We start from the raw sequence: 23,058 nt of genomic DNA on the forward strand, positions 1-23,058 counted from the left end.
CTTCTCTGATGTTCAAAAACTATCGGGAAATCCTCGCGCTTCCCGGTGCCCTCAGATTCTCGATGGCAGGTCTGGTTGCGCGAATGCCGATCGCCGTGCTCGGCCTCGGAATCGTCCTCTTCATCCAGGGTGTGACGGGATCGTACGGACTGGCCGGCATCGTCGCCGCCGTCTACATGATCGTCCAAGCCCTGACCGGCCCCGTGATCGCGCGCCTCGTCGACCGTCGCGGGCAGGCGACGGTCATGGTGCCCATCGTCGTCACCCACCTCATCGCCCTGAGCCTCCTCATCGTCTCCGTCTACCTCGACTGGTGGGTCGGACTGACGTTCGTCTTCGCGGGCATCGGCGGCGCCACCGTCGGCTCGGTCGGCTCCCTCGTCCGCTCGCGCTGGTCCCATCTCGTCACTTCGCCCCGGCAGCTGCAGACCGCGTTCTCGTGGGAATCCGTCGCCGACGAACTCCTCTTCGTCTCCGGCCCCGTCATCGCCACGATCCTCGCCACCGCCGTGTGGCCGCCGGCCGGCATCATCCTCTCGATGATCACCGCCGGCATCGGCTCGGTCCTCCTCTACATCCAGAAGTCGACCGAACCCCCGCCCATCGAACGCTCCACCGAGGCCAAGGGCCACGTGTTCTCCAACCCGGGGATCTTCACGATCATCATCGTCAACGTCTTCCTCGGCGTGAACTTCGGCGCGATCGACGTCATCGCCGTCGCATTCTCCGACGAACAGGGCGTCAAGGAGCTCGCCGGCTTCCTCCTCAGCGCCTTCGCCCTCGGCTCGCTCATCTCCGGCGCCGTCTACGGGGCGATGAGCTGGAAGTCCCAGACCCACCACCGCTTCGGCGTCACCGTGTCCCTGCTGGCGATCGGCACGTGCACGATGCTCCTGGCCCGGGACATGTTCACCTTCGGGCTCATCCTCTTCATCGTCGGGTTCACGATCGCCCCGAGCCTCGTCGGCGCGAACTCCGTCATCCAGCAGCTCGCCCCGCCGCGACGGCTCACCGAGGCGTTCGCCTGGTTGGGCACCTCGCTCGGCTTCGGCGTCGCGTTCGGTTCGGCGATCGCCGGCAACCTCGTCGACCACTACGGTGCGCATGTCGCGATGCTCCTCCCTGCCGGCTGTGCGGTGCTCGGGGCGATCCTCGCGCTCACGCTCCTCAAACTCCTCAACCCCTCACGGTCGAGCCACGAGGTGCGCATCGAGAAGGACCGCCGCCGCGCCCGCATCGCGGAGTAGGCCCTGCCCTACCCGACGAGGGTGCGGGTGATGCCGATCGCCACGGTCCGCACCGCGGCGTTGAGCTGGGCGACGTTGGCCCGCGAACTCGGCAGCGTCACGGCCACAGCGGCCACGGGCTGGCGGCTGCGGTCGAGGACGGGAGCGGCGAGCGAGAACGTCCCCGTCTCGTGCTCGCCCTGGGAGAGCGCGAATCCCGACTCGCGGATGCGCGCGAACTCGAGGCGCATCTGCTCGGGATCGACGATCGTCGTCGGGCTCAGACGCGGCAGCGGCACCGAGAGCATCTCCTCCTGGACCTCCTCATCGGAGAACGCGACGATCGCTTTGCCGACACCCGTCGTGTGCCAGTGGAGCCTCCTGCCCACGCGCGTCGTCAGGGAGATGCTCGTCGGGCCGCTGAGCTTGACGACGTAGATCGTCTCGTGGCCGTCGCGGATCGCGAAGTGGACGTTCTCCCGCGTCGCCTCGTAGAGGTCCTGGAGGTAGGGCATCGCTCCCTCCTGCAGGCGCGTGATGTCCGGAGCGGCGCAGCCGAGCTCCCACATCTTCATCCCCATCGAATACGCCCCGCCCTGCCCGCGGCGCAGCAGCCCCGCCTCGGCGAGCTCCTTGACGAGGCGGTGCGCCGTCGGCATCGTCAGCCCCGACCTCTCGGCGATCTGCGTGAGCGTCGCCGTGCGATGGAAGCCGTCGAAGCACTCGAGGATGCGGATGATCCGGGACGCCACTGTCTCGCCGGGGCCGGCGGAGTTTCTCATCCCCACAGTGTTTCACTGAATGGAAAAATCGGCCACAGTTCGTCACGAAGGAATCACCGATCTCTGCCGCGACCCGAGCCGTCGCGCATCGCTCGCCTCCCCGGCTTGAGCAGAATCATCGCAGGTCACAGCGCCGATCGATCGATCAGACAGCACAAAGTCTTGTGAAAAGCTTCACTATCTCGGCGATTTCGACTTCCATTCACCGGAACATTACTCTTCCGTCGGGCTGTGACGCAGACCATGCTGGTGTGGTCGCCCGGACGGGCCACTGCACGGAGTCGCCCCCTCAGCGCGGCCCGACTCACTCCGCACCACAGCACGAGGAGCACGCTCATGACGAACCGCCCGAACATCATCCTCATCACCGCAGACAACCAGCCGGCGACGCTGCTCGGCTGCTACGGCAACGAGGACGTCTACACCCCGCACACCGACAAGCTCGCCGCAGGCGGCGTGCGGTATGCGAACGCGTTCTCGACGAACGGGATGTGCTCGCCCGGGCGGGCCTCGATCTTCACCGGCCTCATGCCCTCGGCCCACGGCATCCACAACTGGCTCGACGACCGCTACCTCAAGGTCTGGCCGGAGGACTGGTGCGCGGTCCGCGAGTTCCGCACGCTCGCCTCGGCGCTGTCGGCCAACGACTACCAGACCGCACTGGTGGGCAAGTACCACCTCGGCAACCCGCGCACCCCGATGCCCGGCTTCGACCGCTGGCTCGCCTTCGGCGTCGGCCACACGACGAGCTTCTACGAGAACATGGTCGTCGACGACGGGGTCGAGAAGGAGGTCAACGACCGCCACATCGTCGACTTCTTCACGGAGAAGGCCGTCGACTACCTCGCCGAGGTCGACGCCTCCACCCCGTTCTTCCTCAACGTCAACTACGACGCCCCCTACCTGCTGCCGCCGGCCAACTACGGTCCGGACCCGCGCAACCCCTATTACGCGCGCTTCGAGGGCAAGGACTTCCCGAGCTTCCCCCGCACCGCGATCAGCGATGAGCTCCTCGCCCGCGTCGACGGCCCCGACGATCCGGACAACTTCTACCTCCACCACCTCTACGGCTACCTGCGGATGCACAACGACCCGGCGACGATGGCGAACATCTGCGCCCAGATCTCACTCGTCGACGAGGGCATCGGCCGTCTCATGGAGGCCCTCGAGGCCCGCGGACTCACCGAGGACACCCTCGTCATCGTCACCGCCGACCAGTCGAACCTCTACGGCCAGCACGGCCTGTGGGGTCACACGATGGACACGAATCCCTCGCACCTCTACGACGCCGGACTCCACATCCCGCTCATCTTCTCCCAGCCGGGCTCGCTCAAGGCCGGCACCGTCCACGAGGAGCTGACGAGCCAGTACGACTTCGCGCAGACGATCCTCGACTACGTCGGCCTCGGCGACCTCGAATTCGCCAACAGCCCCGGCCACAGCTTCGCCGAGGCGCTGCGCACCGGAGTCTCCGACCCCGGGCGGGGCGCGGTGTTCTTCGAGCAGGAGGAGTCCCGCGGCATCCGCACGCCCGAGTACTCCTACTGGAAGCGCCTGCCCGGCACCGGCGACGCCGAGCTCTTCGATCTCACCCGCGATCCGGAGCAGAACACCGACGTCTCTAAGGATCCCGCCTATGCCGAGGTCATCGCCTCACTCGATGAGCAGCTCGACACCTTCTTCGCCGAGTACTCCGATCCGCGCTACGACCTGTGGACCGGGGGACGCCCGAAGGGATCGGTGCGCCGCACCGACCTCTACCAGGAGCTCTACGGACCCGACTGGGCTCCTGTCACCGATGAAACGGAGACCTTCGAGGAACTCTCGCCCACCCACTGACACCCCGCCCACCGGCGGGGCGCCGCTCCATCGACCATCCGGCCCCCACCTGGGGCGGGGAGAGACCTTACCGCCCCAGGGCCTGACGATAGGATGCCACCGTGCAACGTCGCACCGCACCACCTCTTGACTTCTCACCGCAGCGAACCGACCGTGCCTTCCGGCTCGGGATCAACGGCTGGTTCGCTCTCACGGCCATCTTCATCTTCATGGTCATCAACTTCGCCGACAAGGCGCTGCTCGGCATCGCCGCGGAGCCGATGAGCCAGGAGCTCGGCCTCAGCCCCACCCAGTACGGCATCATCTCGAGCAGCTTCTTCATCCTCTACAGCATCTCCTCCTTCGTCGTCGGATTCCTCACCATCCGCTTCCCCGCGAAGAGAATCCTCGCAGTGCTCGCGATCATCTGGTCCATCGCCCAGGCGATCATCGTCTCCCCTCTCGCCGGCTATTCGGCGCTCATCCTCACGCGAGTGCTCCTCGGCGCCGGCGAAGGCCCCGCGTACGGCACCGCGAACCATGCCGCGATGCAGTGGTTCCCCAAGCATCGTCGCGGCATGGCCGCCGCGATCGTCGGCGTCGGAGTCCCCGCCGGCACGATGGTCGCAGCCCCCGTCGTCGGGGCCCTCGTCGCCGGCATCGGCTGGCGCGAGACCTTCGGCATCCTCGGTGCCGCCAGCCTCGTCTGGGGCGTCCTGTGGATGCTGTTCGGACGCGAAGGACCGTACCGGTTCGACAAGGCCCAGGCGAGCACCACCGCCGAGGCGACCGATCCCGGCACCGAGGCGATTCGTCCCGATGTCACCGCTGGTCCCGCCCCTGTGCGCTCGGAGGCTGACCCCGACTCCGAGATGACGACGGTCGAGAGGGAATCGGCCGTCGCGGCCGAGTCGGCGGCCGCGGATGCCGATGAGGCTCCCCGGAAGATCGGGTCGACCCTGCTCACCCGGACGTTCATCGGCAGCATCCTCGGCGGTGTCGCCGCGTACTGGCTCACCGTGCTCCTCATCGCGTGGGTGCCCGTGTACCTGACGACGACGAAGGGGTATGGTCCGGCCGAGGTCGGCTGGGCGATCTCCGCCCCATGGGCCGTTCAGATCGTCGTCAACCTCTTCGTCGTCGGCTGGCTGTCCACGTTCCTCATGAAGCGGGGCGTGAGCGCCCGCGTCGCCAGCGGAATCGTCGGCTCCGCGGCGATCACGCTCGCCGGGATCTTCCTCCTGCTGTTTATGCTCTTCGGCTCCGGCTCCTTCGGCATGGTGCTGCTCGCCCTCGCCTTCGGTGTCGGCATGTGCGTCATCCCCGTCGCCCAGGTCCTCATCGGCGAGATCAGCACGCTGCGCCAGCGCGGTGCGATCCTCGGCATCTACACCGGCATCTACTCGCTCACCGGTGTCATCGCCCCGGCGCTCACCGGTGCCGTCGTCGAAGCCTCAGCGGATCCGCTGCAGGGCTATGCGATCATCTTCGGGATCTCCTCGGCGCTGTGCATCGTCGCAGGGATCATCGGGATGCTCATCATCAATCCCGAACGCGACTGGAAGCGCATTCCGCTCAAGTCCGGACAGCGACCGCGGACGGACTTCCACGGTCAGTGAGCGTACGGCCCTCCCCTGATCCCCGGAGAGGGGCGGATGGCCGCCGAGGTGGGGGTGCGGGTGACCACGCCCCCACCTCGGCGCGTTGTCGCTCTTATCGGTGAGAGTGAGACTAATCACCCCTCCGTAGTGTCCCAACAGCAGTTGCGCGCAACCGCCGGCAATCCCATCTGAGCAAGTCGCAGCACGACCTCAAGCTACTTGATCGTGTCCGTGAGCAGCGCGAGCAAAAGGATCCGGTCTCCTCAGCTCAAGGCGACACCGGATTGCTCCGCCCGCGTATGGCAGTTCGCGAGTAAACGCTGAGCAAAATACAAGAAGATCCCGCCGAATCAGCGCTCACAGGCCGATCACGGAGACACACAGTAGTATTGCAAGACTCACCAGACATCACCAAGTAGGATCACACCATGACCACTGCTGACCGAAGCTTCGACAATCCTCCAGTGCGCGCCGTGGAACTTTCAATCTATTTCGATCAGATTCCATTAAGGCTAATTTCTATGGCACCGCTGGTTTCAAAGCTACAGGAAGCTTACCCCGACGCCGCTGAAGAGTTCGCGCGAGTACCTTGGAAAGTGGAGGCGGATGACACTTCCTTCGCAGGGTACATACCTGAAAGCTCGGAGCATTTTCCTTTTCCCTGGCTAACTCTGTCAAATCCGAGCGGTCATTCAGTATCTTTTCAAGACGACAGGATTATACTCCGATGGGAGTTCAATAAGACCGCTCAGTACCCCGGCTATGAGATCTTACGAAACAACCTTCAGTCATTCTTTAATGATTTCAGCGATCACGCTTCAAACGTACTGAACGAGACTATAGTGGTGCGCAAGGTGCGAGGAGAGTACACAAATAGCACCGGGCCTGAGGTTCCCTGGACCGTATCCCAGAAACTCTATTCTCGACACTCCGAAGACGATAATGCCGACTTACTGCCAGGACTACAGGGCGCTAACTCGGGAGGTCTGTTTCATTTTGACGACGACGACCTCGCAACCCACGTTGAGTTCGTCGCAATTTCAGATCGTAGCGAAAGTTCTCTCTCGCTGAGATCTTCGACCTTCTCGACCGAGGAAGCAGAAGACGAAGCAAAGTACGAGGAACTGACGAACTGGGCCATTGCGTTGGACGTCGCACACAAGCGTTTAATAGAATGCTTTGACCAACTCACGACATCGAAACAAAAGTTGAATTGGGGGCAGCGGTGAAAACGCTTAACAAGAAACCAGTGTACTCCCAACCCTTTCGCGAAGTTTTTCCCAGGGGAACTAAGGTCAGAATGGAGGGGGGGAAACAGCTACGCTACCGGAAACCAATAGCCCATGGAGCTTTCAATCGTGCGTTCAGTTTCGCGAAATCTCAATGGTGGAAACTCGAACGAACTGAGAATGAATTCCGAAACGATTTAGAGATGATTCTGAAGGAAACCCTGAACGATCACTCAGCCTACCCGACTATTTTTGCAGACACCGATGGGGGCGCGAGCGCACAGTGGCGCGCCGGGCGCAGTTATCTGGTGATTGAGGTCTCGCCAGAAGGGTTCTCGTTCGTGTACGCAGACCTAAACGGAGCGTTAGTTTTTAATCACGCAACAGCCAACCGCTTGGATACGGAAATTATCAAAACAGCGCTAGAACGGTTTACCGCCGACCTCGAATCCGTAAACCCCAATTGGCGAGATAATTTTGCTAATCTATAATGAACGCCGAATGGATTATAGATGACCCCTCGATACCTGATGATGCTTTTGCCTATCGACGGATCAAGATCGACTCTGACATTCTTCTCGATTCAGCAACCGGAGAACCCACATTAAATATCACCGCATACCGATACAGGGACGACGGCATGAGCGTGTATGTCTCGTCCGCGATGTCGGAATTTGGGGTAACCGATACAGACCTGATCGACTGGAATATCGGACTCGGCCTTGCTCGCTTCAGCGCTTGGACGGTTCGAAAACAGGAGCGAGGCGAACAATTCACTTCAACTCAGGTAACGACCGGCACGGTTCCGCCAGGCGAGGATGTAGAAATTAGAGGGGGAATCATCCTCAGTGAAGCAACGGACTCGATCACGTCAGAGGAAGTGAGGAAGTCTCACGGGCTGATTCGAGTTTCTGAGACACCTCCTGCACGTGCCGTCTGGAACGTTTTTAGAAACAAGCTGATCCAAGGCTCCGCTGCTAAAGTCGCCTTCTTTGGACCGTGGCGCGACGCCAGTGGCGTAAATTCCGACAGTGAGTGAGTTTACAGAACTGTCGACAGCTCCTAAAGCTGAACGATTCACGGGGTGAAGCGGTAGCCGATGCCCATCTGCGTGTGGAGGTACTGGGGCCTGGCGGGGTCGGCTTCGAGTTTGGCCCGCAGCTGGGACATGTAGACGCGCAGGTAACCGCGCTCGGTGCCGAACTCCGGGCCCCACACCTCGGTGAGCAGGGTCTGCGCCTCGACGAGCGCACCCTTGTTTTTGACGAAGACCTCGAGCATCTTCCACTCGATCGGGGTGAGGTGCCTGCCCTCCCCCTCGACCTCGAGGACGTGGGCGGCGAGATCGATGACGACCCGCCCGTCGGCGGTGCGCACCACCCCGGACTCCCCTGTGCGGCCGGTGCGGCGTTCGATCGCGCGCAGGCGGGCGAGCACCTCGCCGAGGGAGAACGGCTTCGTCACGTAGTCGTCGGCACCGGCGTCGAGGGCCGCGATCTTCCCGTGCGAATCGTGGCGGGCGGAGACGACGACGATCGGGACCGTGCTCCAGCGCCGCACCTGCCCGATGAGTTCGATCCCGTCGACGTCGGGCAGCCCGAGGTCGAGGAGGATGACGTCGATCTCCGATTCGCTGAGCACCTCGTTCATCCGGCGGCCGCTGCCGGCGACGGTGACCTCGTGGCCCTTCGCCTGGAGGCCGATGCCCACGGCGGTGGCGATGTCCGCGTCGTCTTCGACGATGAGCACGCGCTTCATCGGGCCTCCTCGGACACACCAGCGGACATGTCGGACTCCGGTGCCTCGGACTCCGGCGCCTCGGGCTCAGATTCTTCAGCCTCCAGTGCCCCGGATTCCGGAGTCTCGGACTCCTGCACGGTCGCCCCGGTGCACGTCGGGAAGGTGAGGACGGCGGTGAAGCCGCCGCCGGGGGTGTGTTCGGCGCTGAGCTCGATGCCCATCGCCCGGCAGAGGCCGAGCGCGACGGCCATGCCGAGCCCCAGTCCCTTCGCATTCGACTCATCGAGCCTGGTGAACGGCGTGAAGATCGTCTCGAGCGCCTCGTCGCTCACCCCCGGTCCGGAGTCGGCGATGCGGAGGTGGACCGCCTCGGCGCCGGTCGAGGCATCGATCGTCAGCGGCGAGCCCTCCCCGTACTTGAGCGAGTTCTCGATGATGTTGACGAGCACGCGCTCGAGGAGCCCGAAGTCGACGTCGACCCACGCCTGCGGATCGATGTCGACGGTGACCTCGGGGCCGGGGTCGCCCTCGGTGCCGACCCCCACCTCGGCGAGGGCGGCGGTGACGAGATCGGACACGGGCACCGGGGACGTCGAGATCCTCACGGCCCCGGACTGGATGCGGCTCATGTCGAGGAGATTGTCGATGAGCTTCTCGAGCCGCAGGGTGCCGTTCTCGATGGTCGCGAGCATGAGCTTCTCGTCGGCGTCGGAGAGGTCGATCTCGTCGAGGAGCAGCGTCGACGTCGCCGCCTTGATCGCCCCGAGCGGGGTGCGCAGGTCGTGGGAGACCGCGGTGAGCAGGGCCGTGCGCACGGCGTTGCCGGCGCTGAGCTCGCGCGCCTCGGACCGGGTCGCGGCGAGCTCGGACTCCGTGAGCACGCGCAGGATCCGGCCCGCATACGCGTCGAGGATCCGCTGTTCGCCGGCGCTGAGCGGCTGGCCGCGGAGGACGAGCGCGGTGTCGTCGTCGAGGTCGACGGTCTCGGTCGCCTCGGCGCGGGTCGTCACCGGGTCCCCCGCCGAGGCGATCGGGGTCCACTCCCCCGCCTCGGTGCGTTCGAGGAGCGCCACCCCGTCGAGGACGAACGTCGCGCGGATGTTCTCGACGATGCCCGCGGGACTGTCGCCCTCGGCGATCATCGACCGGGCGAGTTCGCTGAGCACGGCTCCTTCGTGTTCGGCGGCCTGGGCCTGCCGGGACCGGCGGGCGGCGAGGTCGACGACGGTGGCCACGGCCACGGCGACGGCGACGAAGATGATGAGCGCGATGATGTTCTCGAGCTGCGCGATCGTGAACGACCCGTAGGGCAGGGTGAAGAACCAGTTGATGAGCGCGGTGCCGAGGAGGGCGGTCATGATGGCCGGCCACAGTCCGCCGATGAGGGCGACGATGACGACGACGGTGATGAAGCTGAGGAAGTTCATGCTCAGCGAGGCGGCCCCGGGTCCGAGCGAGATGAACAGGGCGGTGAGTGCGAGCGGGGCGAGCGCCCCGATGACCCAGCCGAGGATCCGGCGGACCTTCGAGAGCGGATTCTCACGGCGGACGTCCCGGCCCGGCCGCCACGTCCGGGCTGCCTGGGCGTGGGTGACCATGTGGACGTCGATGTCCGCGGCAGCACTGATGACCCGGTTGGCAACCCCGGGCCCCGCGATCCGGCCGTACCACGGGGTGCGGGAGACACCGAGGACGATCTGCGAGGCGTTGACGGTGCGGGCGAATTCGATGAGGGCCTTCGCGACGTCGTCGCCGACGACGGTGTGCCACGTCGCGCCGTTCTCCTCAGCGAGTTCGCGGGCGCGCAGCAGATCGGGGGCCGCCCCAGACCGGGTGCCGTCGGGTTCGATGACGTGGACGACGAGGAGTTCGCGGCCGGCCACCCGCCCGGCGATGCGCAGCCCCCGGCGGATGAGCGTGATCGATTCGGGCCCGCCGGTGACGGCGACGATGATCCGGTCGCGGGCCGCCCACGTCTCCCGGATGCCCTTGGCGTCGCGGTACTCCTCGAGGCCCTCGTCGACGCGGTCGGCGAGCCAGAGGAGGGCGAGTTCGCGCAGCGCAGTGAGGTTGCCGAGCCGGAAGTAGTTCGACATCGCCGCATCGACCTTCGCCGCGGCGTAGATGTTGCCGTCGACGAGGCGGGCCCGCAGGGCGACCGGGGAGATGTCGACGAGTTCGATCTCATCGGCCGTGCGGAGGAACGGGTCGGGGACGCGTTCGTGCTGGACGCGGCCGATGATCGACCCGACGACGTCGCCGAGGGATTCGAGGTGCTGGATGTTGATCGTCGTGAACACGTCGATGCCGGCGTCGAGGATCGCCGCGACGTCCTCCCACCGCTTGGCCCGCGGCCCGGAGCCGGGGACGTTCGTGTGGGCGAGTTCGTCGACGACGACGATCTCGGGGGCCCTGTCCAGCACCGCCTCGGTGTCGAGCTCGTCGAAGGTCCGCCCCTGGTAGGGCACCGACGCCCGGTCGAGGGTCTCGAAGCCGGCGGCGAGGCTCGCGGTGAACGCGCGCCCGTGGTCCTCGACGATGCCGACGACGACGTCGCGGCCGGCCTTGCGGGCCAGTGCCGCGGCCTCGAGCATCGCGACGGTTTTGCCGACTCCGGGTGCGTACCCGAGGAAGACCGTGAGCTTCCCTCGCCGCGGTGCTGCCATCAGTTGACGTCGACCCGGGCGTCGGCGTTGTTCGCCAGCTCGTTGTTGAGGGTGACGACGTTGACGCGGGGTTCGCCGATGAAGCCCAGCAGGGGCTGCTGCGTGTTGTCCTCGACCATCGTCGTCACGTCCTCCTCGCTCAGTCCGGTCTCCCTCGCCACCCGGGCCACCTGCAGTCGAGCATACTCAGGACTGATTTCCGGATCGAGTCCCGACGCCGAGGCGGTCACCGCGTCCGCGGGAATGTCCTCGGGGTCGACGTCCTCCCGGACGGCGATGTCGGCGCGGCGGGCGGCGATCGCGTCGACGAGATCGGGGTTCGTCACCGCGAGGTTCGACGCCCCCGAGGCCAGCCCGTCGTAGTCTCCGGCCGAGGGCCGGGGGTAGAACCATTCGTCGCCGGTGACCGGCTGGGCCATGAGGGCGGAGCCGACGACCTCGCCCTCGGCGTTGCGCAGCGCCGAGTCCTGGCTCGGCACGACCGTGGCGATGAGGACCATGGTCAGCGGGTACGCGAGACCGAGGACGAGGGTGAAGACGAGGAGGGCGCGCAGACCGGTGAACGTCTGGCGGCTGAGTTGGGCGAGCATGACAGTTCCTAACTGGGATCGGTGGGGGTGAGTTGGGTGGGGGCGCGGTGTCCGCGGCCTGGAGACCTGGCCGGCGGGTGCCCGCGGCGGCGTGAGACCCGGCCGCCGCGGACGCGTGGGGCGCTGTGTCACGGACGAGTCGCAGCGCCGGCCCGTCCCTCACATCAGCGGGCTGATGATGAGGTCGATGAGCTTGATCCCGAGGAACGGGAGGATGAGCCCGCCGAGTCCGAAGACGAGGAGGTTTGTCCGCAGCAGCGCCGAGGCGGTCGTCGCCTGGAACCGCACCCCGCGCAGAGCCACGGGGATGAGGGCGACGATGATGAGCGCGTTGAAGATCACCGCGGACAGGATCGCCGATTCCGGACTGTGCAGGCCCATGATGTTGAGCGCGCCGAGTCCGGGGAACGCGAGGAGGAACATCGCGGGCACGATCGCGAAGTACTTCGCGATGTCGTTGGCGATCGAGAACGTCGTCAGCGCCCCGCGCGTGATGAGCAGCTGCTTGCCGATCGCGACGATGTCGATGAGCTTCGTCGGATCCGAATCGAGGTCGACGAGGTTGCCGGCCTCCTTCGCCGCCGAGGTGCCCGTGTTCATCGCGACCCCGACATCGGCCTGGGCGAGTGCGGGAGCGTCGTTCGTCCCGTCGCCGGTCATCGCGACCATCCGTCCCCCGGCCTGCTCGGACTTGATGAGGGCGAGCTTGTCCTCGGGGGTCGCCTCGGCGAGGTAGTCGTCGACCCCGGCCTCCTTCGCGATCGAGCGGGCGGTGAGTTCGTTGTCACCGGTGATCATCACCGTGCGGATGCCCATCTCCCGCAGCTGGGCGAAGCGCTCGGCCATGCCCGGTTTGACGATGTCGCGCAGGTCGATGACGCCGAGCACGCGGGCACCGTGACCGTCGACCGCCTCGGCGACGACGAGCGCGGTGCCGCCGCCGACGTTGATCCGCTCGACCTCGGCGCTCGCCTCGGTGGGAACCCGGGCCCCGCGATCATCGGCCCAGGTGAGCACCTCCTTCGCCGCACCCTTGACGATCGTGCGGGCCGGGGTGGCCGTGCCGGTCGCGGGATCCGCCGAGGCGGGCAGGACGATCCCGGAGAGACGGGTCGTCGCGGAGAACGGGATGAACTCGGCGTCGGGGAAGGCCTCGAGGCCGGCGGCGTCGATGCGGAACTCCCCTTCGGCCAGGGCCACGACGGACCGGCCCTCCGGGGTCTCGTCGGCGAGCGAGGACAGACGGGCCGCCTCGGCGATCTCGATGTCCGTCGTCTCCCCCAGCGGCACGAAGTCGGTGGCCTGCCGGTCGCCCATCGTGATCGTGCCGGTCTTGTCGAGCAGCAGCGTCGAGACGTCGCCGGCGGCCTCGACGGCGCGCCCGGACTTCGCGAGGACGTTCGCGGCGACGAGCCGGTCCATGCCGGCGATGCCGATCGCCGAGAGCAGCGCGCCGATCGTCGTCGGGATGAGGCAGACGAGGAGGGCGATGAGCACGGTCAGGGACTGCGGGGCGCCGGAGAACGCCGCGATCGGGGCGAGCGTGATGACGACGAGGAGGAAGATGAGCGTGAGCACGGAGAGGAAGACGCCGAGGGCGACCTCGTTGGGGGTCTTCTGGCGGCTCGCGCCCTCGACCATCGCGATCATCTTGTCGAGGAAGGACTCGCCGGGGCTCGCGGTGATCGAGACCGTGATCGAATCGGAGAGGACTTTCGTGCCCCCGGTGACCGCACAGCGGTCGCCGCCGGCCTCCCGGATGACCGGCGCGGATTCGCCGGTGATCGCGGATTCGTCGACGGTCGCAGCGCCGGCGATGACATCGCCGTCGCCGGGGATGACCTCACCGGCGGTGACGAGCACGCGGTCACCGGCGGTGAGCTGGGAGGCGGGCACCGTCTCGGTGGCACCGGAGTCGAGCACGCGGGTGGCGTTCGCCGTCACCCGGGTCGCCCGCAGGGAGTCGGCCTGCGCTTTGCCGCGGCCCTCGGCGAGCGCCTCGGCGGTGTTGGCGAAGATGCACGTGAGGAACAGCCACACGCTGATCGCCCACGTGAACGGCGTGGGGTCGAGGACGGCGAGGACGAGGGTGACGACCGCGCCGATCTCGACGAGGAACATCACAGGATTGCGCCACGCGATGCGCGGATCGAACTTCCGCAGCCCGAGCACGACGGCCTGGGTGAGCGCCGGCAGCGTGATCGACCGGGCCCGGCGCGGCGCTCGGGTCTCGAGCGGAGTGCCGGTCGCCTCGGTGCCGGGGTGCCGGCCACCGGACGGGGTGGGCGTGTCCTCGACGAGGTGGGGCGTGGAGGTGGTGGACAGGTCGGTCTTCATATCAGAGGAGTCCTTCGTTGATGGGGCCGAGCGCGAGGACAGGCAGGAACGTCAGGGCGCTGATGACGAGTCCGACGCCGGCGGTGACGCCGACGAACAGGGGTCGGTGGGTCGGCAGGGTGCCCGGGGTCGCCTCGGTGGTGGGTTGGGCCGCGAACGCACCGGCGAGCGCGAGGACCGCGCAGATCGGGGCGAGGCGGCCGATGAGCATCGCCAGGCCGAGGGCCGTGTTGTAGAACGGCGTGTTCGCGTCGAGCCCGGCGAAGGCGGACCCGTTGTTGTTCGCCGCCGACGTGAACGCGTAGAGGATCTCGGACAGGCCGTGGGGATTGTCGGTGTTGAGGATCGAGTCGGAGGCGCCCGGCCACATCGTCGCGACCGCGGTGCCGGCGAGCACGAGGGTCGGGGTGATGAGGATGACGGCGCTGGCGAGCGTGATCTCCTTCTTCCGGATCTTCTTGCCGAGGAACTCCGGGGTCCGGCCGACCATGAGGCCGCAGACGAAGACCGCGACGATCGCGACGATGAGCATGCCGTAGAGGCCGGAGCCGACACCGCCGGGGGCGATCTCGCCGAGCATCATGTTGAGCATGAGGACGCCGCCGCCGAGTCCCGAGTAGTTCGAGTGGAACGAGTCGACCGCGCCGGTCGAGGTCAGGGTCGTCGAGACCGCGAAGAACGCCGAGGTGATGACCCCGAAGCGGGTCTCCCTGCCCTCCATGGCCGCCCCGGCCGCGTCGGTGGCCGGTGTCGGCAGCGTCGTCTCGGTGAGGATGACGGCGACGAGGGAGACGACGAAGAACGTCGCCATGACCCCGAGGATCGCCCAGCCGTGCTTGCGGCTGCCGACCATGATCCCGAAGGTGCGCGGCAGGGCCGAGGGGATGAGGAGGATGAGGAAGATGTTGAAGAGGTTGACCACGGCGTTCGGCGAGGACAGAGGGTGGGCGGAGTTCGCGTTGAAGAAGCCGCCGCCGTTCGTGCCGAGGTGCTTGATGACCTCCTGGCTGGCGTTCGGGCCGCCCGGGATCGTCTGCGTCGCCTGAGCGCCGCCGGCCACCGTCTGGACGACCTGGTCGGGGGTGAGGTTCTCGATGACGCCGAGGCCGATGTAGAGGAGGGCGAAGATCACGGAGATCGGCAGGAGGATGCGGAAGGTCGTGCGGGTGAGGTCGACCCAGAAGTTGCCGATGAACAGCGAGCGCTGCCGCATGAGGCCGCGGATGAGGGCGATGGCCACGGAGATGCCGACGGCGGCGGAGACGAAGTTCTGCACCGCGAGGCCGGCCATCTGCGACAGGTAGCCCATCGTCGCCTCACCGGAGTACGACTGCCAGTTCGTATTCGTGACGAAGGAGATCGCGGTGTTGAAGGCCTGATCGGCGAGCACCGCGGTCTTGCCGTTGGAAAGCGGCAGGAACTCCTGGAGGCGCAGCAGCGCGTAGAGGACGAGGATCGAGACGAGCGAGAAGCCGAGGACGGAGAGGAAGTAGGTCCGCCACCGCTGCTCGGAATGCGGGTCGACGCCGGTGAGGCGGTAGAAGAGAGACTCGGCCTTCGTGTCCTTCGGGCTGAGGTACACCTGCGCCATGTACGCGCCGAGCGGCTTGTGCGCAGCGGCGAGCAGCGCGAGGACGAGGAGAATCTGCGTGATGCCGGTGAACCATGTCATGCGCGCGGCTCCTCTGCGGTGCGGGGCGCATCATTCACCGAGGCGGGGCGGGGCGCATCGTTCGCCGCGGTGGTGCGGGGGATTGCGTGGGGAGTCGGCGCGGCGGTCGTCGCCGTGTCGGTGGAGCGGGGGTTTTCCGTGAGGCGGGGGGTTGCGGTGGTGGTCGCCGAGGTGCCGGTGCGGCTTCCGCGGTCGGTGCCGGTCGCCTCGGCGGGACGGGCCGCGCGGTCGCTGGCGGTCGCCTCGGCGGGACGGGCCGCGGCATCAGCGGTGACGACGGCGGGGGTGCCCTGCGCGGTCACCGACTCGACGACCTTCGCGAAGGCGGCGAGTCCGGCGACCCCGGCGAATATGAGCAGGAGGAAGAGGAAGTCGGCGTAAGGGGCGTCCATGTCTAACTTTCGTGAGTCCGGTCGAGCAGCTGCCGCGTTCTCAGCACGCTCCAGCTGCGGTACTCACCCATCTCACATGCCGCCGCCGGCTGCGAGGCCCGATCTTTACGCCGTCTTAACAGGTCCTAACGCACTTTTCACACCCCGGCCCCGCATCATCGCGAAGTGCGGAAGGTCCACAGCGATTCTGCGCCGCCCCCATGGCGATCTCAGCGCCGAATCCACCATGAACCTTCCGCAGACTGGCAGGGGCAGCCCAAGGGGCCGCCATGAACCTTCCGCACAATGGCAGGGGCAACCCAAGCGGCCGCCATGAACCTTCCGCACAATGGCTCAATTCCAGGGGCGGCCACGGCCCCCGCCCTCAATCAGCCTCACACAGCTGGCGTTCCATCCTTCGGTGGGGCGAGGACGATGTCGAAGCGCACGTCGTGCCAGGGCTGACCGTCGAGGTCACGGCCGTCGGGCGTCGGTTCGTCACCGGAGTGCGCGTTGAAGTCCTTGACGAGCGAGTCCTTGACCCCGAACACCGAGTCGGAGCCGAGCAGCTCATCCCCGGTGACGAAGATGTGGGTGACCAGGGTGCGCGCATCATCGTGGGTGACCATGAAGTGCAGGTGCGCGGCACGGTAGGGCGAGCGCCCGACGGCGTCGAGCATGGCGCCGACCGGCCCGTCGCTGGGAATCGGGTACGGCGTCGGCTTGACCGCCCAGAACCGGTAGTTCCCATCGTCGTCGGTGAAGAGGTGCGCACGCCCAGCCACCCGGCCGTCGTCGTACTGGACGTCGTAGAATCCGTCGTCGTCGGCCTCCCACACCTCGATCCGGGCCCCGGCCAGGGGGTTGCCGTCGACATCGGTGACGCGTCCCTCGACCCAGCACGCCTCACCGTGGGCGCCGCCGGACATGTCCTCGCCGAGTTCGATCAGCGGCGCATCGTTGACGAAGAACGGACCGAACACCGTCGCCTCGGTGGCCTCACCGACCGCCGGATTGTTCACCGCGATCGTCTGCATCGAGGCGCCGAAGACATCGGAGAGGAGGACGAACTCCTGCCGGACATCGGTCGTGATGTCCCCGGCGCGGGTGAGGAAGTCGATCGCCGCCTGCCACTCCTCCTCCGTGAGGCGGACGTCGCGGATGAAGTCGTGCACGTGCGTCGTCAGCGACTGCAGCACCCGCTTGAGCCGAGGATCGGGGGCTTCGTCGAACGAGCGGACCACCCGGTCGACGACGTCGCGCTCGACCTCGGCCTGCGCCGCGGCGTCGCCGGCTTCCGGTGACAGCTGTGCCCGCAGCTCGGCGGGATCCCGTCCCTCGACCGCCGCCGTGAGCAGGGCCGTCATCGCGTCGAGAGCGACCGTGCGCGGGTTCGACGGCGGCACCGCGGCCGTGCAGAGTTCGGCGGCCCGGGCGATGTCCTCGGCAGCGAACCCGAGTTCGCTCAGCGACGTCGGTCCGCCGAGGCGGTCCCTGAGGTCGACGAGCCCGACGAGTCCGTCCTCGACCCCGAGAGCGTCGGCGATGCGGTCCATCGCCGCCGTGTCGAAGGGGCCGTTGACGGCGACGACGTAGGGCAGGATGACGGCGTGGGTCTGGGCATGCGGCATCCCGAACGACCCGCCGAGGATGTGGCAGATCTTGTGGTGCAGGCCCGACCCGGCGGAGGAGAACGCCACTCCCGCCTCGTAGGCGGCGAAGGCGAGGTCGAGGGCGACGGCTGATGTCACGGGCCCGGATTCGGCCGACCCCTCAGAGCTCGGGGCGGCCAAGGGCTCGAGACCCCGGGCGAACGCGGTCAGCCCGGTCGTCGCCGTGGCCGCGTTGATCGGGTCGGCCCGCGGTGCCCACAGCGCGTCGACGCAGTGCGCGACGCCGTTGAGCGCCGAGGCGACGAGCAGGTCCCTGGGCGCCTCGGCGATGAGATCGGTGTCGTAGATGACGGCTTCGGGCAGGACCACGGGATCGACCCCCGTGACCTTCTCGCCCGCCTCGGTCAGGCCCCACATGTCGGTGGCCTCCGATCCCGCGAGCGTCGTCGGGATCGCGATGACCGGCACCCGATGGGTCAGGGCGATCGCCTTGCCGACCCCGGTCGCCGATCCTCCGCCGACGCACACGACGAGGTCGGCACCGCTCGAGGTCGCCAGGGCCCGCGCGGCCTCGGCCGTCTCGACTGGCACGTGCTGGACCACCTCGGCGAACGTCGCAGCAGGGGTGAGATCGCCGAGGATGCCTGCCGCCCTGGCCTGCGCTGACTCAGTGCCGACGAACAGAATCCGGTTCGCGTTGATCCGCGCGACCTCCTCGGCGAGGAGCTGTCGCCCGTCGCCGGTGCCGAAGTGCACGCGCTGGGCGGCGCTCGCGTGGCTGAAGCCGGTGGCGGGAAGGGTCGGGGCGGCAGTCGTGGACATGGGGTTCTCCTCTGGGGTGGTCGGGGTCATAGGGCCGTGGGGATGGTCCGGGTGGTCAGGGGTCGTGGGGAGGCGGCGAGGTGGACGAGGCAGCCGCTGCGGATGGGTGGTCCGCGGCTGCGGTGGCATCACCGGCACCGAGGCGGTCGGCGAGCCAGTCGGCGACGGCGGCGGTGCGGGCTTCGCTGTCGTTGTAGATCGTGTGGTCGCCGCCGGGCCATTCGAGCAGCGTCGCGTCCTCTGCGGCGGCGAGGAACGGGGTCTGATCGTCACGGTCGACGATCGGGTCGGCGCCCCCGTGGACGACGAGGATGCCCCCGGCCACCCGGTCGGTCGCTACGTCGAACGCGAGCCGGGCGAAGTTCGCCTCGAGCGCGGCCTCGTCGGCGGTGCCGAGCATGGCCGCCGCCTGCGCGCGGAAGGTGTGGAACGGCAGGAGGCGGGGTCGGGCGAATCCGCCGTTGACGACGGTGGCGGTGATCCGGTGATCGGCGACGGCGGTGAGGGCGGCGAAGGTCCCGCCGAGGCTGTTGCCCCAGATCCCGACCGGTCTGCCGGCCAGCTCGGGCCGGTCGAGGAGGGCATCGACGAACGCGCTGAACGCGGCGGCGACGTCGACGTCGAGGTTGATGCCCGAGACGATCCTGCTCTCGCCCTGTCCCGGCCCCTCCGCCATGAGGGTGGCGATGCCGCGGGCCGCGAGCGCGTCGGCCATCCGCAGGTACGTCGCACCCCACCCGCTCTGCCCGCCGAAGACGATGACGCTCGCGCGCGGGTTCGCGGGTGAGAGCAGCCATCCGACGAGGGTGCCGGTGCTGCCTGGCCGAGCCGCATCCGAGCCGGAATCGCGGGCCCCGGCGCCGAAGGGCACCTCGACGCGGCTGAGTCCCGACCCCGGGATCGCCGCGATCGCTGCCAGGGCCTCCCGCGCCCGGAGGTAGAGGGCGGTCTTCCGCGGCCCGTCGGGCAGCGGCATCTGGGCGAAGAGGAAGTCCGCGACGGCCGCGCGATACGCCTCGATCGCCGTCCGGTCATGTCCTGCGCTCGCGGCAGCCTCGGCACGTGCGAGCTGTGCCTCGCCGAGGTGCTCGGCGGCATCATCCCACGGCGTGAGGGCATCGGTCGCGGCCTCGAGTCGGAGGACGTCGCCGTGGACCATGCCGCCGTCGAGGAGGCGCTGCGCGGGCATCGCTCGCCAGTGCGCGGCGAGTTCCTTGCGCTGGTCGTCGACGCCGCCACCGCCTCGGCGGTGGTCGACCGTCACGCCGCCACCGCCTCGGTGCTCGTCGTCCGTCACGCCACCGCCTCGGTGTCGGCCCGCTCCTCTGTCGCCGCACTCGCGGACGCGGTCGCGTCGGTTCGCAGCTGGGCGAGCATGTCCTCGACGAGGTCAGGCACCTCGGCCATCGACCCGGTGCCGAAGACGACGAAGTCGGGGCGCGCGATGTACGCCTCGGCGTCGATGGAGGCGAAGAAGTCACGGTACGTGCCGGCCACATCGGTCACCGACCACGGTGTGCCCGGGGTCAGGGAGACCACGGCGACCCCCACCTCGGCGAGGCGATCGAACTGCTCCGCCGAGAGCACCGAGGCGGGATCGCCCACGGTGACGAGGTTGAGCGGGTTGCCGATGATGTCGTCGAAGAGCGCGGTGCGGCCGTCCTTCTCGATCTCACCCTGCGGGGTCAGCGTCCCGGCGTGCGGCTGCTCACCGCCGGCGAGGTAACCGGCCTCGAGGATCGGGAACGCAGGCGCGTCGAGCTCCTCGCCGGCGAAGAACGCCTCGTCGCGGGCACGGGCGACCTCGACGTCGAGGGTGTTCGCGATGTCGCCGAGGGCGACGCTGCCGGCCTGGATCGCCGCGACGTGGGGTCGGCGCTCGGTCTCGTAGGTGTCGAGGAAGGCGTCGTCGGCGTGCCCGCGGAGGACGAGGTCGAGCTTCCATGCCAGGGTGAGGCCGTCGCGCATGCCCGAGCACGCACCCTGACCCATGTAGGGCGGCATGGTGTGGGCGGCGTCGCCGATGAGGAAGGCGCGGCCGTCGCGCCACCGGACCGCGGTGCGGGCGGAGAAGATATAGACGATCTGGCGGAGGATGCGCACATCCTCAGGGCCCAGGTTGTGCCGTTCCCGGAACCAGCGCCACGCGTACTCCTCGGTCGCGGCCTCCTCCTGGCTCTCACCGGGGAGGATGGCGACTTCGAAGCGCTGGCGCGTGGCGCCGATCGGCATCGACATGTTCGGGCGGATGGGGTCGCAGTACTGCGTGCTCGTCGAGTAGCGTTCCGGCAGGTCGCGCAGCTTCTCGGTGTCAAGGTTGAGCCACACATCATCGGATTCGAGGTCGTCGCGCTCGATGCCGAGACTCGTGCGCACGAAGCTGTTGGCCCCGTCGGCGCCGACGATGTACTTCGCCCGGATCACCCGGTCGTCCTCGCCGTGATCCCACTGCTCGGGATCGTGCCTGTCCCACTGGCGCACCCGCAGGGTGACCCCGTCGGCGTCCTGGCTCAGGTCGATGGCCTTCCAGCCCTGGAGGACGTCGACGTTGTCGCGGGTCTTGATGTCGGCGTCGATCGCGTCCTCGATGTCGGGCTGGTACATCGTGTAGTGGGCCGCGTAGCCCGAGGACTCGCCCGACCAGTCGACGGTGAGCAGCTTGTGGTCCTCGCCGTTGCGCCAGACGTACTCGTCGGCCGGTTCGGCGCCCTTGAGCGCGACGTCGATGTCACCGACGTTCTGGATGATGCGGGCGACCTCGCCGTCGATGTGGTTGAGCCGCGGGAGTCCGTAGAGGGTCTTCCAGCGTTCGACGACGATGACGCGGTGGCCGCGTCGGCCCAGCGCCGAGGCGAGGACGAGTCCCGAGGGGCCGTATCCGACGACGGCGACGTCGTACGTGGTCTCGGCGGCGGAATCGGTGTGGGCGGTGGTACTCATGTGCACTCCTTCGTGACTGAGAGGGTGTTCGATCCGTGCCGGGCCGGTCGGCGAACGCGACGCCGGAACGTCGACGGGCGGTGTGGCTGCCGCGGCTGCAGCGGCTGCGGCGCGGCTGCCGCAGCTGCGCTGCCGTAACTGCCGCGGCTGCGCTGCCGACCGCTGAGGATCGAACCGTGCCATCACGATAGGAAGCCCGCGCGCCCGCTTCGACACGATCTGCGACACCTCTGGCCGATTCGCGACACGAATCGCAGCGGCGGCTCCTCCGCGCCGGTGGCCGACGCCGCTGCGCGGGGTCACTCTTCGGTCGCCGTCACCGTCTGATCAGGGATCGCAGGTAGGATCTGGCACCATGACCGGGGTGACGAAGCCTGGAGGCGTGGACGAATTCGAGCGCGACGTCGGTCGCTCGCTCAGCCCGCATCGGCTGCTGGGCGTGGATCAGCGCGCGTTCGAACCCGAAGTCTGGAAGCTCGATCTTGAGCGCCTGCGCTTCGTCCAGTTCTCCCTCGGCACGGAGGTCGACGTCGATGTGCCCGAGCACGAGGACTACCTCGGCTTCCTCATCGCCCGCCGCGGTGGGGCGCGCGTCGACATCGGATCCGAATCGGTCGCGGTGACGCCGGCTGCCAGTGCGGCGATCCTCGTCCCCGGCGCACGGGTGCGCATGAATCTGCGGCCCGACTACGATCAGCTCCATCTGCGCGTCGACGCCGCGGTGCTGCGCGCCCATGCCGAGACCCTGCTCGGGCGCGCAGCGCCCGCAGCGCCACGATTCCGCACCCACACCTTCCGGCTGGGCGCCGGGTTCGGCGCGTGGCTGGGCACCCTCGAGGGACTCGTCTCCGAGGGACGGGCCGGAGCCGATATGTCTCCGCTGATGACGAAGTCCCTCGAGGACATGCTGCTCACCCAGCTCGTCCTCGGCCACCCCGACCTCGGTGCCGGCGAACCCGAGACGATGGACGCTCACCCCGCGGGCCCAGCGACGACGAAGCGGGTCCGCCTCGCCCTCGATCACATCGCCGACCACCTCGGCGAACCGCTCACCGTGACCGGGATCGCCGAGGCGGCCGGGCTGAGCGTGCGCACCCTGCAGCGGGCGTTCCGCGAGCAGCTCGGCGTCTCACCTCTTGCCCACGTGCAGAAGGAGCGCCTGCACGCCGCGCGGACCGACATCCTCGGCAGCGACACCGCGATCAGCGACATCGCCTTCCGCTGGGGCTTCTCCCACCCGTCGCGCTTCGCCGCGGCCTACGCCCGGCTCTTCGGCGAGCGTCCCTCGCAGACCCGCGCGATGCGCTGAGGGGGCTCGCGGCCACGCGGTGGGTCTGCGCCGCATCCACGGTGATTCTGCGCCGCCGCCATGGCGATCTCAGGCTTGATTCCGCCATGAACCTTCCGCAGAACGGCGGGGCCACGGGGCGGTGTCGGGCTGGACGGTCTTGCCCAGCGCGTGGGCTGAACCGGCGCGCTGGTTGCGGGGCGGTGTTGGGCTGGAGGGTCGTGACCGGCGAGTGGGGGTGGTCTGCGGGGTCTGCGGGGTCTGCGGCTCCGGCAGGCGAGGGTCTGCGCCACATCCACGGTGAGTGTGCGCCGCCTCCATGGCGATCTCAGGCCCGATTCCACCATGAACCTTCCGCACAAT

17 protein-coding genes are annotated in these 23,058 nt (G+C 67.8%); 7 read left to right on the forward strand and 10 right to left on the reverse strand.

Going from position 1 to position 23,058, the window contains the following annotated elements; genetic code table 11:
* The first annotated feature begins 62 nt into the window (after window positions 1-62).
* Window positions 63-1,247 carry an MFS transporter gene (locus ACFQ91_RS13640; RefSeq protein ID WP_137826703.1) on the forward strand — a complete coding sequence of 395 codons (1,185 nt, stop codon included), beginning with the start codon at window positions 63-65 and terminating at the stop codon, window positions 1,245-1,247.
* A gap of 8 nt (window positions 1,248-1,255) precedes the next feature.
* Here the strand turns inward: ACFQ91_RS13640 and ACFQ91_RS13645 are convergent, their stop codons facing one another.
* A complete protein-coding gene (locus ACFQ91_RS13645) occupies window positions 1,256-2,008 on the reverse strand; it encodes an IclR family transcriptional regulator (protein ID WP_137826694.1) in 753 nt (250 codons plus the stop codon).
* Between the two features lie 336 nt (window positions 2,009-2,344).
* Between ACFQ91_RS13645 and ACFQ91_RS13650 the strand changes: the two genes are divergently transcribed.
* The 5 genes from ACFQ91_RS13650 (at window position 2,345) to ACFQ91_RS13670 (ending at window position 7,695) form a co-directional block, all read left to right on the forward strand.
* Entirely contained in the window at window positions 2,345-3,847 is a 1,503-nt protein-coding gene (locus ACFQ91_RS13650; protein WP_171007110.1) for a sulfatase-like hydrolase/transferase, read from the forward strand.
* Between the two features lie 101 nt (window positions 3,848-3,948).
* Entirely contained in the window at window positions 3,949-5,445 is a 1,497-nt protein-coding gene (locus tag ACFQ91_RS13655; protein WP_137826696.1) for an MFS transporter, read from the forward strand.
* 410 nt (window positions 5,446-5,855) lie between these two features.
* A complete protein-coding gene (locus ACFQ91_RS13660) occupies window positions 5,856-6,656 on the forward strand; it encodes a hypothetical protein (protein WP_137826697.1) in 801 nt (266 codons plus the stop codon).
* A 203-nt stretch (window positions 6,657-6,859) separates the two neighbouring features.
* On the forward strand, window positions 6,860-7,147 hold the full coding sequence (locus ACFQ91_RS13665) for a hypothetical protein (RefSeq protein ID WP_137826698.1): 288 nt from the start codon (window positions 6,860-6,862) through the stop codon (window positions 7,145-7,147).
* Window positions 7,147-7,695: a hypothetical protein gene (locus ACFQ91_RS13670; RefSeq protein WP_137826699.1), complete on the forward strand. Its 549-nt coding sequence runs from the start codon at window positions 7,147-7,149 to the stop codon at window positions 7,693-7,695. The genes ACFQ91_RS13665 and ACFQ91_RS13670 overlap by 1 nt, the downstream gene beginning before the upstream one ends.
* Window positions 7,696-7,733: 38 nt before the next feature.
* Here the strand turns inward: ACFQ91_RS13670 and ACFQ91_RS13675 are convergent, their stop codons facing one another.
* The 9 genes from ACFQ91_RS13675 to ACFQ91_RS13715 all read right to left on the reverse strand — a co-directional run bounded on the left by ACFQ91_RS13675 (window position 7,734) and on the right by ACFQ91_RS13715 (window position 21,407).
* Window positions 7,734-8,414 carry a response regulator gene (locus tag ACFQ91_RS13675; protein ID WP_137826700.1) on the reverse strand — a complete coding sequence of 227 codons (681 nt, stop codon included), beginning with the start codon at window positions 8,412-8,414 and terminating at the stop codon, window positions 7,734-7,736.
* Window positions 8,411-11,062, reverse strand: a complete 2,652-nt coding sequence (locus ACFQ91_RS13680) for a DUF4118 domain-containing protein (protein WP_198500408.1) — start codon at window positions 11,060-11,062, stop codon at window positions 8,411-8,413. The genes ACFQ91_RS13675 and ACFQ91_RS13680 overlap by 4 nt, the downstream gene beginning before the upstream one ends.
* Complete coding sequence (gene kdpC, locus ACFQ91_RS13685) at window positions 11,062-11,652, reverse strand: potassium-transporting ATPase subunit KdpC (protein ID WP_137826820.1); 591 nt, start codon at window positions 11,650-11,652, stop codon at window positions 11,062-11,064. Before kdpC ends, ACFQ91_RS13680 begins: the two co-directional genes overlap by 1 nt.
* Before the next feature lie 159 nt (window positions 11,653-11,811).
* A complete protein-coding gene (gene kdpB / locus ACFQ91_RS13690) occupies window positions 11,812-13,989 on the reverse strand; it encodes a potassium-transporting ATPase subunit KdpB (protein ID WP_137826819.1) in 2,178 nt (725 codons plus the stop codon).
* 1 nt (window position 13,990) lies between these two features.
* Window positions 13,991-15,661, reverse strand: coding sequence for a potassium-transporting ATPase subunit KdpA (kdpA, locus tag ACFQ91_RS13695; RefSeq protein ID WP_137826818.1), 1,671 nt, complete (start codon window positions 15,659-15,661; stop codon window positions 13,991-13,993).
* The gene (locus tag ACFQ91_RS13700) at window positions 15,658-16,053 is read right to left on the reverse strand and encodes a hypothetical protein (protein WP_198500407.1); all 396 of its coding nucleotides are present in this window, start codon (window positions 16,051-16,053) and stop codon (window positions 15,658-15,660) included. Before ACFQ91_RS13700 ends, kdpA begins: the two co-directional genes overlap by 4 nt.
* 374 nt (window positions 16,054-16,427) lie before the next feature.
* Entirely contained in the window at window positions 16,428-18,467 is a 2,040-nt protein-coding gene (locus ACFQ91_RS13705) for a maleylacetate reductase and hydroxyquinol 1,2-dioxygenase domain-containing protein (RefSeq protein WP_332839540.1), read from the reverse strand.
* 55 nt (window positions 18,468-18,522) lie between these two features.
* Window positions 18,523-19,764 carry a S9 family peptidase gene (locus ACFQ91_RS13710; protein WP_198500406.1) on the reverse strand — a complete coding sequence of 414 codons (1,242 nt, stop codon included), beginning with the start codon at window positions 19,762-19,764 and terminating at the stop codon, window positions 18,523-18,525.
* Window positions 19,761-21,407 carry a bifunctional 3-(3-hydroxy-phenyl)propionate/3-hydroxycinnamic acid hydroxylase gene (locus tag ACFQ91_RS13715; protein ID WP_137826815.1) on the reverse strand — a complete coding sequence of 549 codons (1,647 nt, stop codon included), beginning with the start codon at window positions 21,405-21,407 and terminating at the stop codon, window positions 19,761-19,763. The genes ACFQ91_RS13710 and ACFQ91_RS13715 overlap by 4 nt, the downstream gene beginning before the upstream one ends.
* 382 nt (window positions 21,408-21,789) lie before the next feature.
* On the opposite strand from ACFQ91_RS13715, the gene ACFQ91_RS13720 reads away from it, so the two are divergent.
* Window positions 21,790-22,716 carry an AraC family transcriptional regulator gene (locus tag ACFQ91_RS13720; RefSeq protein ID WP_171007117.1) on the forward strand — a complete coding sequence of 309 codons (927 nt, stop codon included), beginning with the start codon at window positions 21,790-21,792 and terminating at the stop codon, window positions 22,714-22,716.
* Window positions 22,717-23,058 lie beyond the last annotated feature (342 nt).

The organism is Brevibacterium sp. NPDC056726, assembly GCF_042790515.1.
In the GTDB taxonomy this organism is placed as follows: Bacteria; Actinomycetota; Actinomycetes; order Actinomycetales; family Brevibacteriaceae; genus Brevibacterium; species Brevibacterium sanguinis.

Excerpts from the sequence above, each read along its gene's own strand:
- kdpC (WP_137826820.1), bottom strand. The coding sequence starts at position 11,652 with ATGCTCGCCCAACTCAGCCGCCAGACGTTCACCGGTCTGCGCGCCCTC.
- ACFQ91_RS13670 (WP_137826699.1), top strand. The coding sequence starts at position 7,147 with ATGAACGCCGAATGGATTATAGATGACCCCTCGATACCTGATGATGCT.
- ACFQ91_RS13715 (WP_137826815.1), bottom strand. The coding sequence starts at position 21,407 with ATGAGTACCACCGCCCACACCGATTCCGCCGCCGAGACCACGTACGAC.
- ACFQ91_RS13650 (WP_171007110.1), top strand. The coding sequence starts at position 2,345 with ATGACGAACCGCCCGAACATCATCCTCATCACCGCAGACAACCAGCCG.
- ACFQ91_RS13680 (WP_198500408.1), bottom strand. The coding sequence starts at position 11,062 with ATGGCAGCACCGCGGCGAGGGAAGCTCACGGTCTTCCTCGGGTACGCA.
- ACFQ91_RS13660 (WP_137826697.1), top strand. The coding sequence starts at position 5,856 with ATGACCACTGCTGACCGAAGCTTCGACAATCCTCCAGTGCGCGCCGTG.
- ACFQ91_RS13665 (WP_137826698.1), top strand. The coding sequence starts at position 6,860 with ATGATTCTGAAGGAAACCCTGAACGATCACTCAGCCTACCCGACTATT.
- ACFQ91_RS13700 (WP_198500407.1), bottom strand. The coding sequence starts at position 16,053 with ATGGACGCCCCTTACGCCGACTTCCTCTTCCTCCTGCTCATATTCGCC.
- ACFQ91_RS13640 (WP_137826703.1), top strand. The coding sequence starts at position 63 with ATGGCAGGTCTGGTTGCGCGAATGCCGATCGCCGTGCTCGGCCTCGGA.
- kdpA (WP_137826818.1), bottom strand. The coding sequence starts at position 15,661 with ATGACATGGTTCACCGGCATCACGCAGATTCTCCTCGTCCTCGCGCTG.
- ACFQ91_RS13675 (WP_137826700.1), bottom strand. The coding sequence starts at position 8,414 with ATGAAGCGCGTGCTCATCGTCGAAGACGACGCGGACATCGCCACCGCC.
- ACFQ91_RS13705 (WP_332839540.1), bottom strand. The coding sequence starts at position 18,467 with ATGTCCACGACTGCCGCCCCGACCCTTCCCGCCACCGGCTTCAGCCAC.
- kdpB (WP_137826819.1), bottom strand. The coding sequence starts at position 13,989 with ATGAAGACCGACCTGTCCACCACCTCCACGCCCCACCTCGTCGAGGAC.
- ACFQ91_RS13645 (WP_137826694.1), bottom strand. The coding sequence starts at position 2,008 with ATGAGAAACTCCGCCGGCCCCGGCGAGACAGTGGCGTCCCGGATCATC.